Source organism: Herbiconiux moechotypicola (genome assembly GCF_024979255.1).
Classification (GTDB): Bacteria; Actinomycetota; Actinomycetes; order Actinomycetales; family Microbacteriaceae; genus Herbiconiux; species Herbiconiux moechotypicola.
The window spans coordinates 45,571-62,331 of sequence record NZ_JANLCN010000002.1 but is presented as its reverse complement, the minus strand read 5'-3'; the positions used below and the strand labels follow the sequence as shown (position 1 = coordinate 62,331).

Below are 16,761 nucleotides of genomic sequence, written 5' to 3'. Positions count from 1 at the left end.
GGTCAGGGGAGGGAGGGCCAGCTGGTGAGTTTGGCGGGATTGAGCATCAGGCGAACGGACGTCACGAGGCCGTCGGCGACGTCGAAGGTGACGATCCCGTAGAGGCGGCCGCCGACGTCGAGGCGGTAGCCGAGGCCGTCGGCGGTGGGCTGCTCGGTGAACGTGGTGTGCGGGTTCTTGGAGAGCACACCGAGCACGAAACGGGCCACGTGGTCGGTGCCGTGCACGGCCTGGCGGGCGGCGTTCACGACGCCTCCGCCGTCGGAGCGGAGCTCGATCTCGGGGGAGAGGACCGCCATGAGGGTGAGGAGGTCGCCCGTGCGGGCTGCAGAGAGGAAGGCGCGGACGGTGTCGTCGTGGTGGCGCGGGGAAACGGGGTTGGGGTTGCGGGAGGTAGCGGTGCGGGTGCTGCGGAGTCGGCTGCGTGCGGCGCTCGCGAGCTGGCGCGCCGCTGCCGGGGAGCGGTCGACGATCGAGGCGATCTGGTCGAAGGGCACGGCGAAGACGTCGTGCAGCACGAACGCCACCCGCTCGGCCGGGGTCATGGTCTCGAGCACGAGCAGCAGGGCCGACCCGACGGTGTCGTCGAGGGCGACGCGTTCGAGCGGGTCGAGCGAGGCCGGCGCTGCGGAACCGGTACCGGTGAAGAGGCCGGCGGGCAGCGGTTCGGGCAGCCACTGGCCCACGTAGTGCTCGCGGCGGGCGCGCGCCGAGCCGAGCAGGTCGAGCGCCACCCGGCCGGCCACGCGGGTGAGCCACGCCGCGGGATTGAGGACGGCGTCGCGTTCGGCGGGGGTGAGCCGGTACCAGCGCGCGTAGCTCTCCTGCACCACGTCCTCGGCGTCGGCGAGCGTTCCCGTCATGCGGTACCCGAGCCCGAGCAGGTTGCGGCGCTCGGCCAGCACGAGCCCGTCGCGCGCATCCCGCGGGTGAGGCGCATCCAATTCGTCGGCCATGCCCCCATCCTGCCCGCAGGTGATGTGCTGCGTCGCACGGCCCGCAGCGCTGCCCGGTCGGGAGAGCGAGGTCGGGTGGATAGGCTGGGGCGGTGTCGGGGCAGGGCGGTGAGCGCGGGTCAGGGGAGCGCTCCGCCTGGCGCAGCGACAGCGACGTGCCTTCCGGGCGCGGCGTGCGGGCGGGAGCCGGTGCCGGCACTCGGGCGCAGGTGCGGGCGGCGCGCAGGAAGCGGGCCACGCGGCAGGCGCTCCTCGCGGCAGGGGCCACGGTGCTCGTGGCGGCGGTCGTGACGGTCGGGGCGTTGTCGGCGGGCGGTGTCATCCGGTTCGGGGCGGCGCCGGCGGGCACGCCCGTGTCGGCCACGGGGGTCGCGACCACCACGATCCCGGCGCCGAGTTTCACCGAGGCGCCGGCGACGGATGCCGGGCAGTCGCCCCCTGCATCCGAACCCCCCGCATCCGAACCGGCCTCACCCCCACCGCCACCCGCGTTCGACAAGGCCGCGAAGTCGATCGACGACCCCACGAGCCCGTGGGTGGTGGTGGACAAGCTGAGACCGCTCGCCGGTGCCGCCGGCTACGTGCCGCCCGATCTCGTGGAACTGGCCCCGGACATCCCGAACCCCAACGGGCACCTGCTGCGCGCCGACGCCGCGGCCTCGCTCGAGCAGATGTTCGCCGCGGCGCGGGCCGAGATCGGGGTGCAGCTGGTGGCGCAGAGCGGCTACCGCTCCTACGACTCCCAGGTGTATGCGTACAACTACTACGTGAACCTGCTCGGGGTCGACGGGGCCGATCTCACCAGCGCGCGCCCCGGCTACAGCGAGCACCAGACCGGCATGGCGATGGACATCCTCGGGCAGGACTCCTCGTGCACCCTCGACGACGGCCCGTGCTTCTCGACGGCGGCCTCCGGACAGTGGCTGGCGGCGAACGCGTGGCGGTTCGGGTGGATCCTGCGCTACCCCGACGGCGCCACGCCCATCACGGGCTACGAGTTCGAGCCGTGGCACTACCGGTGGGTGGGCGTCGAGCTCGCGACCGAGATGCACGCCACCGGTGTCACCACGCTGGAGGAGTTCTTCGGACTGCCGCCGGCGCCGGGCTACTGAGGCCGGGCGTCAGCCCACCCGGGCCGCAGACTGCGCCGCGCACGCCAGCGCGGCAGGGGGCAGGCCGCCCGCGACGTCGCCGTCGGCGAACTGGAGCGCGGGCGCCGAGGTGATCGCGGCGGTGGCGTAGCCGATGGAGCGGAGGGGCGCGTCGAAGTCGTCGAGGGTGGGGTCGGCTGTTGTGGCCCAGGCGACCACGTATCCGTCGGTGGTGCTGTCCTGCCGCACCGTGCCGGAGAGCAGCCACACGGCATGCTCGGGATCGGGTGCCGCCGTGAGCGACGAGACCCAGAGCGGGGTGCCCTCGGGGTGGTAGTCGGGCGGCGTCATCGCGGCGTTCACCGCCGTCACCACGGCCGCGCTCGCCGGCTGGCACGCGGGCGTCGTCGCATCGGCGCCGTCGGGGTAGTGGAGGTCATCGCCATCGCCAGCGACCGGATGCGCGCTGCCGCCCGGGGTGGGCGGGGTGGCCGAGGTGGCCGCGTCGGCGTTCGAGGTCGCCACGCACCCTCCGAGGAAGGCGACGGCCGCGAGCGCCACGAGTGCACGGCTCGGTGCCGGGCCGAGCGCGAGTCGAACGGCTGTGAGGCGCATCCCGCTCCCCCTCTCTTCAACAGATGTGGTGAGGCTAGCGGGAATGCGATGGGACTCCCACTCCCAAGCGCGTGATGTCCCCCTCATAGGGGACACAAATGTTGATGTGTTCGCATGGTGGAGTGACTCCCGAGATCTCCCGCCGCACCCTGTTCACCGGATTCGCCGCCGCGACGGCGCTCGCGCTGGCCGGATGCGCGACCGACTCCGCAGGCGACGCGAGCGGCTCCGGGAGCGCGGGGGCCGCATCCGCAGCCGACGCCGCGGCCGCCGGAGAGCGCGTCTCGCTCGGCGCGGTCACCCCCGCCGTCGGCGCCCTCGCAGGCTCCACCGCGGTCACCCTCAGCGGCGCCGGCTTCGACGGCGACTCGGCCGTCGCCTCCGTCTCGTTCGGCAGCGAGCCCGCCGCATCCTTCACCGTCGTCGACGACTCGACCATCACGCTCACCACCCCCGCCTCGTTCAACTTCGCCGTGGGAGCCGTGCCCGTGACCGTCGTGCTCGCCGACGGCACGCAGGTGGTGGCGGATGCGGCCTACGCCTACGAGGTGCAGACCCCCGTCGACGCCCAGATGCAGTACGCCTTCACCTACTGGCAGGACTACAACCTCGCCGAGTGGGGCCAGTTCCCCGACAACGACTGCGGCAACTTCGTGAACCAGACCATGCTGCAGCGCGGCTGGGAGCAGAACGCCGACTGGTACAGCGACTACGTGGCCACGGGCGACTACAGCTACAGCTGGATCCGCGGCAACCAGATGGACGCCTACTACGCCTCGCGCCCCGACACCACGCGGTACGAGTTCTCCGACCGGTCGCAGCTGAAGATCGGCGACGTGGTGATGTTCGACTGGGACCCGCAGAACGACAACGGGGTCGACCACACCATGATGATCTCGAAGGTCACGACCAACGCCGACGGCTCCATCTCGATCGCGATGGTGGGGCACACGCTCGATGCCACCTACCGCGACCTCGACAACGCGGTGACGGTCGAGAAGCCGGGCGGCACCGCGCACTTCTGGTCGATCGCCTGATTCGCGGGCGACCTGGTCGCGATCGTCCGGGTCGCGTCTAGAGCCCCTTCCAGAACCGCATAAGTTCGCGGCAGAGCGCTTCGGGCTGCTCGAGCGGAATCAGGGTGCGCGCCCCCGCGATCGTCACGGCACGGGCGTGCGGCGTCGCGGCGGCCGATCGTGCCGCGTCGGACGGGCTCCAGTCTCCCCGGTCGTCCGACGCGAGGTAGAGGGCGGGAACCCGGATGCGCCCAAGGCTCTCCGACACGTCGACGCGGTCGAGGATGAACGACCGCAGTGCCCGCGCCAGGCTGCGGCGGGTGGGCCGCTCGAGGCTCTCCCGCACGATCCGCACGAGCTCGGGGCGAGCCGCGGAGCGCTCGGTGAGCATCGCCGTCACCACGGCTCGGCGCACGGGGCCGATGGGGCCGAACGTCCGCAGCAGCGGCGCGAGCAGGGTGATCTGGCGGCGGAGGCCGGCCGGGATCGCCTCCGCGGGAGAGCTGATGGCGGCGAGACTGCGCACGACGCCGGGCCGGGTGGCGAGCTCGAACCCGACGTGGCCGCCGAAGGCGTTGCCGACCCAGTCGACCGCGGTGTGTTCGAGTCCCGACGCCGTGAGCAGGTCGACCGCGGCGTCTGCGGCCTCGGCGATCGAGCTCACCCGCGTCAGGGGATCGCTCGCGCCCAGCCCGGGAGGGTCGACCACGATCAGGTGGCGGTCGTGGTCGGCGGCGAGCAGGAGCGGGATGAGGAGGTTCCAGCTGTGGCCGTCCACGAACATCGACGGCCACAGCACGGTGGCCTGCCCGTCGCCGCCGTAGTGGCGGACGTGCAGGTGACCGAGCCGCGTCTCGACGCGATCCCGGCCCGGATTCGAAGTGTGCTGAATTGACATGAAATTAGATGTTAGCCTAATTCACATGAAAATGTACGAGCTCGAGCCCGAGTCGCCCACGCCGGGTCGGGTCGGTGCGGCGCGGCCGTATCGCATGTCGGCGCGGGCGCGGTCGGCGGAGGTCACGGGGGAGCGCATCCTCGACGCGATGCTCGCGAGATTCGCCGTGGCGCCCTTCGACGCGATCACCCTTGACGAGATCGCGAACGAGGCCGGGGTGACGGTCCAGACCGTCATCCGGCGCTTCGGTGGAAAGGCGGGGGTGCTGCGCGCCGTCGTGGCCCGCGAGCTCGGCCGCATCGCGGCCGCCCGGGAGGGGACGATGCGCGACTCCGCCGCGCAGACGCTGGCGGCACTGGTGGACCATTACGAGCACTACGGCCTGCTGATCCTCAAGTTCTACGCCGAGGCGCCGCTCGTGGAGGGGTTGCCCGAACTGGCGGTGCAGGGCCGCGGGTTTCACGTCGACTGGTGCCGCCGCGTGTTCGATGCGCGGATCGCCACCGACGATCCGGTGCTTCACCGGGTGCGGTCGGCGCAGGTGGTGGCCATCTGCGACGCGACGACCTGGCGCATCCTGAGGTTCGACGGCGGGCTCGACCCGGCCGAGACCGAGCGTGCTCTGGGCGAGCTGCTGGCACCGCTGCTGACCTGAGCCGGGCAGAGGAGGACGAGCTCCGCGCGATCGGTCGGCAGGGCGCCCCGGCTTCCCGGTCTTACAGCGTGCCTGTGAGCGCGCCCCCGTCGGCCCGCAACGCCGCGCCGTTGGTGGCACCGGAGAGCGGGCTCGCCAGGTAGACGGCGAGCCGCGCGATCTCGTCGGGCTCGAGGAATCGCCGCACCAGCGACGTGGGGTGCCCCTCGGCGATGGCCGCCTTCAGCTGCTCGGGCGACGTCTGCTGCGCCGCCGCGATCTGCTCGACCGCCTGAGCCACGCCGTCGGAATAGGTGGGGCCGCCGAGGATGGTGTTCACCGTCACGCCGGTGCCACGGGTGAGTTTCGCCAGCCCGTTGGCGAGGCCGAGCATGGCCGCCTTGGTGGTGCCGTAGTGCACCATGTCGGCGGGTACGTTGACGCCCGACTCGCTGCTGACGAAGAGGATGCGCCCGGTGCCCGCCGCGAGCATCCCGGGCAGCACGGCGCGGGAGAGCCGCACGCCGCTCATGACGTTGACCGTGAGGTAGTCGAGCCACTCCTCGTCGGAGATCTCCGCGAAGTCGGCGACGCCGAAGAGGCCGACATTGTTCACCAGGATGTCGAGCCGCCTCTGTGCCAGTTCGTCGGCCAGGGCGGTGGTGGCGTGCGCGTCACGGAAGTCGACGACGACTCCGGATGCGGTCGCGCCCGGGGCACTGGCGCGCAGCGCGGCGACGGATGCGTCGACCCTCGCCGCGTCCCGCCCCGAGATCGTCACCTCGGCGCCTCCCTCCACGAGGGCTCTGGCGATCGCGAATCCGATGCCCTGGGTCGATCCACTGATGAACGCCTTCGCGCCCGCGAGTCGCATGTCCATGCCGATCCACCTTTCACATTTATTTGCTCAGTCAAATTAACTGTAGACGGACTCATTTGCTCAGTCAAATAACGGCTAAGCTGTGCGGCATGGTGGAAAGCAGCGGGCGAGAGGCGCTGGAGGGCGACGATCTCGAGACCTGGGCGGCGCTCGCGACGGTGCTCGAGTGGCTGCCGCCCGCGCTCGACGCGCCGCTGATGCGCGACTTCGGCCTCACGCATTTCGAGTACGGCGTGCTCTACGCGCTCGCCGCCGCACCGGGCCGCCGACTGCGCATCGGCACCCTGGCCGACTACGCCAACAGCTCGCTCTCGCGCGTCTCGCGGGCGGTCTCGCGGCTGCAGGAGCGCGGCTGGGCCGACCGCGCCCGCGATCCCGACGACGGCCGATCGATGCTCGTCACCCTCACCGACGAGGGCGACGCCGTCTACCGGCGCGCCACTCCCGTGCACGTGCAGTCCGTCGACAGTCTCGTGCTCGACGCCCTCACCGCCGCCCAGCGCCGCCAGCTCCGCGACATCGCCCAGCGCATCGCCCGCGCCGTCCGCCCCGACGACGGCTGGCGCCCCTCCTGACCGTGCGCCCTCGGCCGAGGCCCCCGCGCAGTTCTGCATAAGATTCCGCGGTGGCAGGCCCCCTGAGAGCTCGCCACCCCGGAATCTTATGCAGAACTGCGCACTCGGGTGCCGCCGCGGCTCAGGCGACGCGCACGAAGTCGAGGAGGAGGGCCTGCGCGGGCTCGAGGGTGGGGAGGGGCAGGCCGACGCGGGCGAGGATGCTGCCGGGCACGCGGAGTGGAGCGGCGGGCGCGATGGAACCGGCGGCGTCCGCACCGGGCGCAGCCGCGGCAGCGGCACCGGCGGCGGCCGCGCCGGCGCCGCGGGCCGCCTCGAACCAGGCCGGGCCCGACACCTCGTGCAGCGCCACAGCCCCGAGCTCGTCGCGCACGCGCACCTCGTACACGGCGTCCTCGGCGAGCCCCGGGAACGGCACCCGCCCGGCCTGCCCCGCCCGCGAGGTGCCGAGCCGCACCCACGCGAACAGCGCCCGCGACCCGTCGGCCGCGACGCTCCCGTGCAGGGCGGTCTCGGCGTCGGCGAGGTCGGCGTGCACGCGGCGCCCTGTGGCCACGAGCGCGCGGGTCTCCTTGTAGAGGGAGGCCCAGCGCGCCAGATCGTCGAGCTCCGCGTCGGTGCACGCCGTGAGGTCCCACTCGACGCCGGCCGAGGCGAAGAGTGTGGTGGCGAGCCGGAACGACTGGTCGGCCACCCGGTGCGTGGTGTGCGAGCGCGGGGCGCCCACGTGCGAGCCGAGCAGCTCGGGCGGCAGCAGCAGCTCGCTCCAGCGCTGGATGGACTGCCGCTCGACGGGGTCGTTGCAGTCGGAGGTCCACACCCGGTCGGTGCGCTCCAGCACCCCGAGGTCGACCCGCCCGCCGCCCGAGGCGCACGACTCGATCTCGAGCAGCGGGAACCGCATCCGCAGGTCGTCGAGCAGCGCGTACAGCGCCAGCGTCTGCGAGCGCACCCCCACGCTCCCGCCGTCCGAACGCCGCACCGCCTCGGCGAGCTCGCGGTTGTGGTCCCACTTGAGGAAGTCGATCGAGTACCGCGACACCAGGGCCGAGATCGACTCGAGCAGGTAGGTGAAGGCCTCCGGATGCGCGAGGTCGACCACGTACTGGTTGCGGAACGACGATCCAAGTCCCTCTGCCGGCCCGAGGATCCACTCCGGATGCTCGCGGGCGAGCTCCGAGTCGAGGTTCACCATCTCGGGCTCGAACCACAGCCCGAACTGCATGCCGTGCTCCCGCACCCGGTCGACGAACGGATCGAGCCCGCCGGGCCACACAGCCTCGTCGATCTGCCAGTCGCCGAGCCCCGCGTCGTCGCCGCGACGCCCGCGGAACCACCCGTCGTCGAGCACGATGCGCTCCACGCCCACGCGGGCGGCGCGGTCGACGAGCTCGAGCAGGCGGGGGAGCTGGTGGTCGAAGTACACCGCCTCCCAGGTGTTGAGCACGAGCGGCTGCGCCCCGGCCCGGCGCCTGGTCGACCGCACCCGCCCATGGAATCGGTCGGCCACGCCGTCGAGACCTTCCCCCGAGTACGAGAACACCAGACGCGGTGCCGTGTAGCTCTCGCCGCCCGTCAGCCGCACCTCGCCGGGACGCACGAGCTCGCCGCCGCCGAGCGCTGCCGAGAACACGCCCGCGCCCTCGGGCAGCCGCTCGGCGAACCACTGCTGGTCGCCGCTCCACGCCACGTGCACCGCCCACACCTCGCCGTGGCGCGAGCCGAACCCGGGGGTGCCGAGCGCCATCAGGTAGGCCGAGTCGGCGCCGGGCTTGCCCCGCCGGCTCTCTCGCACGTGCGAGCCGTCGACGAGCGGGATGCGCTGGGGCTGGCGTTCGCGGCTCCACTTCCCCGTGAAGTCGAGCAGCTCGGCCGCTCGGGAGGGCACGGGCAGGCGGGCGGTCAGACGGCTCAGGTCGTAGACCGGCGCCTCAGGCGACGCGGTCGACGTGAGCGTCTGGTCGAGCTCCACCAGGCCCTCGGGGGTGAGCGCGATGCGCACGCGGAGGCCGAGCATCCGCACCTCGTCGGTGTAGAGCAGTTCCACGGAACCCCCGCCGGTCGCGTCAGCTGCGCCGGACGGAGTCACCACCGCATCCGTCGCCCGCAGCCGCGGCGTGGTGCCGCGCCCGGCACGGTGGCCCGCGAGGCTCGGGGTGCCGGCCCAGTCGGTGTCCTCACCGGCCAGCAGCCCGAACCGGCGGGGTACGTCGGGAGCGTTGTGCAGCCGGGCCGCTCCGGCGGTGAACGCCAGCGCCTCGAGTGCGTCGTGGTCGAGGTCGCCCAGGTCGGAGCCCCAGTGCAGCACCTCGGGGTGCGGGCCGCGGAGGTCGAGCGCGAGCGAGACCCCTGCCGCACGCAGGTGCACGATGGTCGTGGTGGGCAGGCCCATGGGCGCGTCTCCTCGCTTTAATTGACGATGTAAATTAACCATCCCGTAGGCTGGAGCGCAAGCGGGAAGGGAGGCGGCGATGAGCGCGAGCGACCTCCCTCTTCGCTCTCCGGCGTCGGTGGCGATCTTCACCTGCATCCTCACGCAGGGTCCCCTCGGACGGATCGAGGTGGGACGCCGCACAGGGCTCTCGCAGGCCGCCGTCACGAAGGCGGTGGCGCCGTTGCTCGAGGCCGGAATCGTGCGGCACGACGGGACGCTCACGGCCGCCGGGCCTTCGGGTGCCCCCGTCCGCGTCCCCGCACCCGGTCGCCCCGTGCATCCGCTCGCCGCCGTGCCCGGGGCGAGGTCGGCCGTCGGGGTCAAGGTGACCGACGACGAGGTGATCGGGGTGGTCACCGGGCTCACGGCCGAGGTGGAGCGGGTCGCCCGAGTGTCGCTCGCCGACAGCGCGGTGCCGACGGTGGTGGAGGCTGTCGGCGAGGTGGCGGGCACGCTGCTCGACTCCGCACCTGCGTCGCTCCTCGGGGTGGGCGTCGCGGTCTCGGGCGACATCGACTCTGGTGCGGGCGTCGTGCGGCACTCCCCGCTGCTCGGGTGGGAGGACGTGCCGCTCGTGGCGCTGCTCGAACGTCGGCTCGGGCTGCCGGTGCGCCTCGAGAACGACGTGCGGGCCCTCACCATCGCCGAGCACTGGTTCGGACTCGGCGTGCGGTCGACCACGTTCGCGGTGGTCACCATCGGGGCGGGCATCGGATGCGGTCTGTACGTCAACGGCGACGTGGTGTCGGGCGCGCATGGCGTGGCCGGCGAACTCGGCCACCTGCCGCTCGCGGCCGGCGCGGGCGGAGCTGCCGGCGCGGGCGGTGGGGGAGGCGGAGCGCCCTGCCGCTGCGGCCGGAGCGGGTGCGTGGAGGCGGTCGCGGCGACGTGGGCGATCCTTCGCGGGGCGCGGGAGGCGACCGGCGATCCGGAGCTCGCTCTGGGTGAGGCGGCGGAGCTCGCCCGGTCGGGCGCACACCCCGTCGTGCGGGCGGTGTTCGACCGCGCCGGGGCCGCCATCGGAACGGCGCTCGCCGCCGTGGCGAACCTCGTCGGGCCCGACACCATCGTGCTGGCGGGCGAGGGGACGGACGAGTTCGACCTCTACGAGCCGGCGCTGCGAGAAGCCTTCGCCGACAACGCCTTCGGTGCCGCGGTCCGCTGCGCCATCGAGGTGCGCCCCCACAGCTTCGACGACTGGGCCCGCGGCGCGGCCGCGGCCCTCATCCGCTCTGCCGTTCGGGGGCGCACCTAGGCTCCACCTGCACTCGTGTGTACTATTACTTCACACTGGTTGTGAACTAATAAGTGACAAGCGAGGATTCGATGATGAAGATCGCCGTGCTGGGAACGGGCGCCAACGGAGCGGGTGTGGGGGCAGACATGGCCAGGGCCGGCCTCGACGTGACGTTCATCGAACAGTGGCCGCCGCACGTGGACGCCATCCGGGAGCGCGGCATCGAGGTGCGCATGCCGAACCGCACCGAGATCACGAAGGTGCCCGCCTATCAGCTCTGCGAGGTCGCGACGCTCCATGACCGCTTCGACCTCGTCTTCCTCGGTGTGAAGGCTTACGACACCCGCTGGGCGTGCGAGCTGATCAAGCCCCTGCTGAACCCCGACAGCCTCGTCGTGGGCCTCCAGAACGGCATGTCGGTCGACGACATCGCGGATGTGGTGGGACCGGAGCGCACGATCGGCGCCGTCATCGAGATGGCGTCGAACATGTGGGAGCCGGGCATCACGAACCGGCAGAACCCGCCGGAGGAGGCCTGGTTCGCCGTGGGCAGCATCCACCCCGCCACGGCCGACCGCGTGCACGAGGTGGCCGCGGTGCTGGGCCACGCGGGCACCGTCGAGGTCTCCGACGACATCCGCTCCTCGAAGTGGATGAAGCTCGTGGTGAACGCCGCCGAGCTCGTGCCCTCGGCCCTGCTGAACCTCGAGCTCAACACGGCGGCCGAGGTGCCCGGCATGTACGACTTCATGCTCGAGTGCGGCAAGGAGGCCGTGCGCGCCGCGACCGCGAGCGGCAGCAGGGTGCGGCCGATCTTCGGCATGGGCGACGAGAACGTGGGCGACCCCGACGCCTTCGCCGAGCAGCTGTTCCACATCGTGCTCACCCAGTACTCGCTGCCCGACACGAAGACCACGTCGCTGCAGGACTGGCTGAAGGGCCGTCGCAGCGAGGTGGCCGAGATCAACGGCCGCGTCGTGGAGGAGCTCGCCGCGGTGGGCGCCGAAGCGCCGTACAACGCGCTCGTCGTCGAGCTGGCCGCCCGAGTCGAGGCGGGCGAACTGCGCCCCGCCCCGGAGAACATCGAGCTACTGCTCGCGCCCGCCACCACAGTGTGAATTCAGACTGTATGACAATGTAAAGTGCTGATTGACAAACGTCGTCTCACTTCACATACTGATTCAGAACCAGCTGCTCAACGAGGAGAATCATGGCTGCACACGACGGAGTCCCCGCGCACCGCACCCTCATCCGGGGCGCGGCGGTCGCGACGGTCGACCCGGCCCTGGGCGACCTGGAGCGGGCCGACATCCTGATCGAGGGCGACCGCATCGCCGCCGTCGAGGGGTGGTCGGCCGAGACCGGCACGAGCATCCTGAACACCGCCGGCCAGGATGCGGGTGGAGACGCCGAGGTCATCGACGCCGGCGAGATGATCGCCATCCCCGGACTCGTCGACACCCACCGGCACACCTGGCAGGCGCAGCTGCGCGGCATCCTGGCCGACGGCACCATCCCCGACTACCTCCGCGGCATGCGCCTGCAGATGGCGATCCGCTACCGCGCCGAGGACATGTACGCCGGCAACTACGCGGGCGCCCTCGACGCCCTCAACTGCGGCGTGACCTCGATCGTCGACTACTGCCACAACATCCTCGACCCCGAGTGCGCCCACGGCGCGGTGACGGGTCTGCTGGATGCGGGCATCCGGGGCCTCTACGGGCACGGGATGACGCCGGTCACCTCGAACACCTGGTCGGAGAGCGCGGGCGGGCGCGAGGGCGTCGCCGACCCCGCCGCGTTCGAGCCGCGGGCGCGGCTGGCCCGCGAGATCCGCGAGCAGTACTTCCGCGACGAGTCGCAGCCGCTGCGCTTCGGGATGGCCCCGCAGGAGCTGCCGATCGCCCCCGTGGCCGACGTGGCGACCGAGTTCGCCCTCGCCCGCGAGCTCGGCGCCCGCCTCACGATGCACGCCAACCAGGTGGCCGTGCGCCAGCTCTTCCAAGACGTCAAGGTGCTCGCCGAGCACGGCCTGCTCGGCCCCGACCTGCTGCTCGTGCACTGCACCTTCAACACCCCGGAGGAGTGGGAGCTGCTGCGCGGCACCGGCACGACCGTGTCGGTGTGCGCCGAGACCGAGATGCAGATGGGGATGGGGTTCCCCGCCATCCGCGAGGCCACCGAGTTCACGCCCGGGCCGAGCCTCGGCATCGACTGCGTGAGCGGCGACAGCGGCGATATGCTCTCGCACGCCCGTCTCGTGCTGCAGGCCACCCGCTGGCGCGACGACGCCGCCGGCTACGAGCGGCTCGTGGCCCCGCAGGAGATGCGCTGGACCACGCGCGACGCGCTCTCATGGATCACCCTCAACGGCGCCGTGGCCGCCGGCATCGGCGACGAGGTGGGCTCGCTCACCCCGGGCAAGCGCGCCGACGTGGTGCTGCTCGACATGGGCGGCATCAGCAAAGCCGGATGGAACCGCCGCGACCCCACCGGCGCCGTCATCTCGCAGGCGAACTCCGGCGACGTCGACACCGTGCTCGTCGACGGCCGGGTCGTGAAGCGCGGCGGGCGGCTCGTTCACGTCGACGTCGACGCCGCCCTGGCGCGCACCCGCGCCTCGCACGACTATCTCTACGAGCAGATGGACCGCCACGGAGGGTTCATCCCGCAGCCTCCCATCGACATCCCGCTCTACCGCGAACGGGCCTGAACGCTTACCTCTCCGCCTCACATCCATCCCGAAGGAGCTATGGAATGACCGAGTCGAAAGACATCCTCATCACCGGAGGCACCGTGCTGACGGGCGTCGCCACCGATCCCGCCCAGCCGGGCGCCGACGTGCTCATTCTCGACGGCCGCATCGCCGCGATCGGCCCCGACCTCGCGGCCACGGGCATCGTGCCGGCCGGTACCGAGGTGATCGACGCCGCCGGCAGCGTGGTGATGCCCGGTTTCGTCGACACCCACCGCCACACCTGGCAGGCGATCGTGCGCAACATCGCCTCCGACTGGTCGCTCGACGAGTACATGGCCGGCCTGCACGTGGGGCTCAGCCGCCATTTCCGCCCCGAAGACACCTACGTGAGCAACTACCTCGGCGCCCTCGAGGCGCTCGACTCGGGCATCACCACCCTCGTCGACTGGTCGCACAACCTGCGCACCACCGAGCACGCGGATGCGGCGGTGAAGGCCCTCGAAGACACCGGGATGCGCGCGGTGTTCGCCCACGGCGGCGGCGCGGCGCAGTGGGGCGGCGAGATGCCCTCCCCGGTCGAGCACCCGCGCGACGACGCCACGCGACTGCGCACCGAGCACTTCGCCTCGAACGACGGCCTGGTGACGATGGCGTTGGCGCTCCGCGGCCCCCAGTTCACCACCCGCGAGGTGAACCGAGCCGACTTCGCCCTCGCCCGCGACCTCGACCTGCGCGTGACGGTGCACGTGGGCGACGGCCACTGGGGCAAGATGCGCCCCATCATCATGCTGCAGGAGGACGGCCTGCTCTCGGACACCATCACCTACGTGCACTGCACCACCCTCTCCGACGAGGAGCTGCGCATCATCGCCGCCACCGGAGGATCCGCCTCCGTGGCGCCCGACGTGGAGGCGCAGATGGGGCACGGCTACCCCGCCACCGGGCGGCTGCTCGCCGCCGGGGTGCGTCCCTCCTTCTCCATCGACGTCTGCTCGTCGAACGGCGGCGACATGTTCGGCACCATGCGCACCGCCATCGGCCTGCAGCGCGCGGCCGACAACAAGGAGCTGGTGGACGCGGGCGTCATCATCGAGCGCATCGGCCTCGGCTGCGCCGACGTCATCCAGTTCGCCACCCTCGACGGTGCGAACGCGGCGGGCCTCGGCGGCCAGACCGGCTCGCTCGAGGTGGGCAAGAAGGCCGACGTGATCGTGGTGAGCGGCAACTCGCTCGCCATGTCGCCGCTCAACAACCCCTTCGGCGGCATCGTCTACAACGCGCATCCCGGCCTCGTCACCGACGTGATCGTCGACGGCGTCGTGCGCAAGCGCGACGGCCGGCTCGTGGGCGTCGACGTGAAGAAGCTGCGCGACGAGGCGGCGGAGGCGCGCGACTACATCCTGTCGCAGATGCCGGCGGCCTCGGTCGACGGAGCCTGGCACCCCGAAGTGGCGCACGCATGAGCATCGACTCGGCGCGGCCTCCGGCCGGGCCCGCGGCCGTGGCGGAGGGAGGCGGGAGGCCGCCGATCAAGCCGGTCACCCCGTGGGCCCGCGTCGCGTCGTGGCCCGCGGCCCGGGCGTTCGTGGCCGTGGCGGTGCTCTTCGCCATCAGCCCGCTCATCGCGCCCGGCAGCGTGTCGGCCACCGCGATGTCGTCGATGCTGCCGTTCGCCGCCCTCACCGCGGTGGTGGCCGTGGGGCAGACCCTCGTCATCATGCAGGGCGGTCTCGACCTGTCGGTGGCCGGCGCCATCACGCTCGGCGCGCTCATCGTGGCCAAGTTCGGCGGCCCCGACCAGCTCGGGTTGGGGCTCGCCATCGTGGTGGCGCTCGTGGTGCCCGCCCTCTTCGGTCTGCTGAGCGGTCTGGTCATCGCCCTGTTCGGCCTGCCCCCGCTGGTCGTCACCATCGCGAGCAACGCGCTCATGGTGGGCACCGTGCAGGCGGTGTCGGGCGGCTACGGCGGGCAGGTGGTCGACTCGCTCTCGCAGTTCTCGCTCTCGCGCTGGCTCGGCATCCCGGTGCTCGCCATCATCGCCACCATCGTGGTGCTGGTCGTGCACGTGCTGCTCAAGGCCATCCGGGTGGGCCGACGATTCGAGCTCGTGGGCGCCAACCCGCGCGCCGCCCGCACCATCGGCTTCTCCACCAACGCCTACGTGGTCGGCGCCTACACGCTGTCGGCCCTGCTCGCCGCCGCCTGCGGCGTGCTGCTCGCCGGGCTGCTGCGCTCGCCCACCCTCACCGCCGGAGACGCCTACCTGCTGCCCTCCATCGCAGCCGTCGTGCTCGGTGGCACCGCCCTCACCGGCGGCAAGGGCAGCGTGGTGGGCACAGCACTCGGCGCCCTCTTCCTCGGCCAGCTCGGTCAGCTGGTGCAGACCTTCACCCAGACCACCGCGGCCCAGAACATCATCCAGGCCGTCATCATCGCCGTCGGCATCGTCGTGCAGATCAAGCTCGGCGGCAACACCTCGCGCCTGCGCGCGATGGTCACCCGGTCCCCGTCCAAGAAATCCACAGCACTCAACGAGGAGTCATCATGAACACAGCACCCCGCCACCGCATCCCTCTCGTCGTCGGCAGCGCCGTCACGGTCACCGCGCTCGCCTTCGCGCTCGGGGGGTGCTCGTCGACCAATTCCTCCGGGGCCGCGTCGACCGCATCCGCCGCCGACATCGCCGTGGGCAGCGTCGGCACCATGGACCAGATGATCGACATCAGCGACATCTGCCCCTCCGAGGGCGAGTACACGCTCGGCATCGTCGACGGCTTCGGCACCAACTCGTGGTCGAAGACCGTGCGCGCCGAGATCGAGGCCGAGGCCGCGAAGTGCCCGGCCATCACCGACATCAGCTACGAGGCCGGCCGCGGAGATCTGCAGGCCACCACCGCCGCCATCACGAGCATGGCCGCCCAGGGCACCGACATCGTGCTGGTGATCCCGGATGCGGGACCCGGCGAGGCGCACCTGTCGGCCCTCCGCACGGCCGTGTCGTCGGGCTCGACCGTCGTCACCTTCGCCTCCGACCCCGAGGGCTCGGCCGGTGCCGACTACCTCGACTACACCGACTGGTCGCCCACCTTCAGCGGCGGCACCTGGGCGCAGTGGGTGGTCGACCAGCTGGGCGAGGCCGGCGGCAACGTCGTCTTCCTCGGCGGCCCGGCCGGCAGCGCCGTGGCGGCGCAGGAGCTCGAGGGCATCAAGGCGGTGTTCGCCGACAACCCGCAGATCACCCTGCTCACCGACGAGCCCGTCACCACCAACTGGGACCCGGCCCAGGCCCAGCAGGCCATGAGCGGTCTGCTCTCGCAGTACCCGCAGATCGACGCGGTGATCGTGGACTACGGGGCGTCGACCGACGGCGTGATCCGCGCCTACCAGGCCGCCGGCATCCCGCTGCCCCCCATCGCCACGACCGACCAGAACAGCCTCAGCTGCGGCTTCGACGCGCTCAAGGCCGACAACCCCACCTACGAGCTCGCGACCGTCTCGTCGCGCACCTGGGTGGGCCGCGTCGCCCTCCGCAAGGCACTCGCCTCGCTCGCCGGGGAGTCGGACACCGAGCCCTCGATCTACAACCTCTCCCTGGCCGAGGACTCGACCGGCGGCACCGCCGGGGCCTCCACGCCGAGCGAGGTGTGCTCCGAGGGTGCGCCGGCCGACGGCTCGCCGTCGTCGCTGCTCACGCCCGACGAGGTCGAGACGACGTTCGCGAACTGAT

Annotated in this window: 15 protein-coding genes; 10 read left to right on the top strand and 5 right to left on the bottom strand. The window is 71.9% G+C overall.

All coding sequences use genetic code 11. The annotated features are described in order from the left end of the window. Positions 1-2: 2 nt before the first annotated feature. Positions 3-956: a sigma factor gene (locus N1031_RS03045; protein ID WP_259478119.1), complete on the bottom strand. Its 954-nt coding sequence runs from the start codon at positions 954-956 to the stop codon at positions 3-5. A 92-nt stretch (positions 957-1,048) separates the two neighbouring features. On the opposite strand from N1031_RS03045, the gene N1031_RS03040 reads away from it, so the two are divergent. Continuing rightward, entirely contained in the window at positions 1,049-2,068 is a 1,020-nt protein-coding gene (locus N1031_RS03040; RefSeq protein ID WP_259478118.1) for a M15 family metallopeptidase, read from the top strand. Positions 2,069-2,077: 9 nt separating this feature from the next. Here N1031_RS03040 and N1031_RS03035 read toward each other — a convergent pair whose 3' ends face one another. Beyond that, positions 2,078-2,662: a hypothetical protein gene (locus N1031_RS03035; RefSeq protein ID WP_259478117.1), complete on the bottom strand. Its 585-nt coding sequence runs from the start codon at positions 2,660-2,662 to the stop codon at positions 2,078-2,080. Positions 2,663-2,784: 122 nt separating this feature from the next. On the opposite strand from N1031_RS03035, the gene N1031_RS03030 reads away from it, so the two are divergent. Further along, on the top strand, positions 2,785-3,699 hold the full coding sequence (locus tag N1031_RS03030) for an amidase domain-containing protein (RefSeq protein ID WP_259478116.1): 915 nt from the start codon (positions 2,785-2,787) through the stop codon (positions 3,697-3,699). Positions 3,700-3,736: 37 nt separating this feature from the next. On the opposite strand, the gene N1031_RS03025 is transcribed toward N1031_RS03030, so the two are convergent. Then, a complete protein-coding gene (locus N1031_RS03025) occupies positions 3,737-4,576 on the bottom strand; it encodes an alpha/beta fold hydrolase (RefSeq protein ID WP_259478115.1) in 840 nt (279 codons plus the stop codon). A gap of 25 nt (positions 4,577-4,601) precedes the next feature. On the opposite strand from N1031_RS03025, the gene N1031_RS03020 reads away from it, so the two are divergent. Beyond that, the gene (locus N1031_RS03020) at positions 4,602-5,231 is read left to right on the top strand and encodes a TetR/AcrR family transcriptional regulator (RefSeq protein WP_259478114.1); all 630 of its coding nucleotides are present in this window, start codon (positions 4,602-4,604) and stop codon (positions 5,229-5,231) included. 61 nt (positions 5,232-5,292) lie between these two features. Here N1031_RS03020 and N1031_RS03015 read toward each other — a convergent pair whose 3' ends face one another. Beyond that, on the bottom strand, positions 5,293-6,090 hold the full coding sequence (locus tag N1031_RS03015) for an SDR family NAD(P)-dependent oxidoreductase (RefSeq protein WP_259478113.1): 798 nt from the start codon (positions 6,088-6,090) through the stop codon (positions 5,293-5,295). Between the two features lie 89 nt (positions 6,091-6,179). Between N1031_RS03015 and N1031_RS03010 the strand changes: the two genes are divergently transcribed. Then, on the top strand, positions 6,180-6,665 hold the full coding sequence (locus N1031_RS03010) for a MarR family winged helix-turn-helix transcriptional regulator (protein ID WP_259478112.1): 486 nt from the start codon (positions 6,180-6,182) through the stop codon (positions 6,663-6,665). A gap of 121 nt (positions 6,666-6,786) precedes the next feature. Here N1031_RS03010 and N1031_RS03005 read toward each other — a convergent pair whose 3' ends face one another. After that, on the bottom strand, positions 6,787-9,057 hold the full coding sequence (locus N1031_RS03005; RefSeq protein ID WP_259478111.1) for an alpha-galactosidase: 2,271 nt from the start codon (positions 9,055-9,057) through the stop codon (positions 6,787-6,789). Positions 9,058-9,136: 79 nt separating this feature from the next. Here N1031_RS03005 and N1031_RS03000 point away from each other — a divergent pair, with 79 nt between their 5' ends. From N1031_RS03000 to N1031_RS02975, 6 genes are all read left to right on the top strand, one after another. Further along, positions 9,137-10,354 (top strand): ROK family transcriptional regulator, encoded by a 1,218-nt coding sequence (locus tag N1031_RS03000; protein ID WP_259478110.1) that lies wholly within the window; start codon positions 9,137-9,139, stop codon positions 10,352-10,354. Between the two features lie 74 nt (positions 10,355-10,428). Further along, positions 10,429-11,454 (top strand): ketopantoate reductase family protein, encoded by a 1,026-nt coding sequence (locus N1031_RS02995; protein ID WP_259478109.1) that lies wholly within the window; start codon positions 10,429-10,431, stop codon positions 11,452-11,454. A 92-nt stretch (positions 11,455-11,546) separates the two neighbouring features. Further along, the gene (locus N1031_RS02990) at positions 11,547-13,049 is read left to right on the top strand and encodes an amidohydrolase family protein (RefSeq protein ID WP_259478108.1); all 1,503 of its coding nucleotides are present in this window, start codon (positions 11,547-11,549) and stop codon (positions 13,047-13,049) included. Positions 13,050-13,093: 44 nt separating this feature from the next. Continuing rightward, entirely contained in the window at positions 13,094-14,497 is a 1,404-nt protein-coding gene (locus N1031_RS02985; RefSeq protein WP_259478107.1) for an amidohydrolase family protein, read from the top strand. Then, positions 14,494-15,582 carry an ABC transporter permease gene (locus tag N1031_RS02980; protein WP_259478106.1) on the top strand — a complete coding sequence of 363 codons (1,089 nt, stop codon included), beginning with the start codon at positions 14,494-14,496 and terminating at the stop codon, positions 15,580-15,582. The genes N1031_RS02985 and N1031_RS02980 overlap by 4 nt, the downstream gene beginning before the upstream one ends. Beyond that, positions 15,579-16,760, top strand: a complete 1,182-nt coding sequence (locus N1031_RS02975) for a substrate-binding domain-containing protein (protein ID WP_259478105.1) — start codon at positions 15,579-15,581, stop codon at positions 16,758-16,760. The genes N1031_RS02980 and N1031_RS02975 overlap by 4 nt, the downstream gene beginning before the upstream one ends. Position 16,761: the final 1 nt, after the last annotated feature.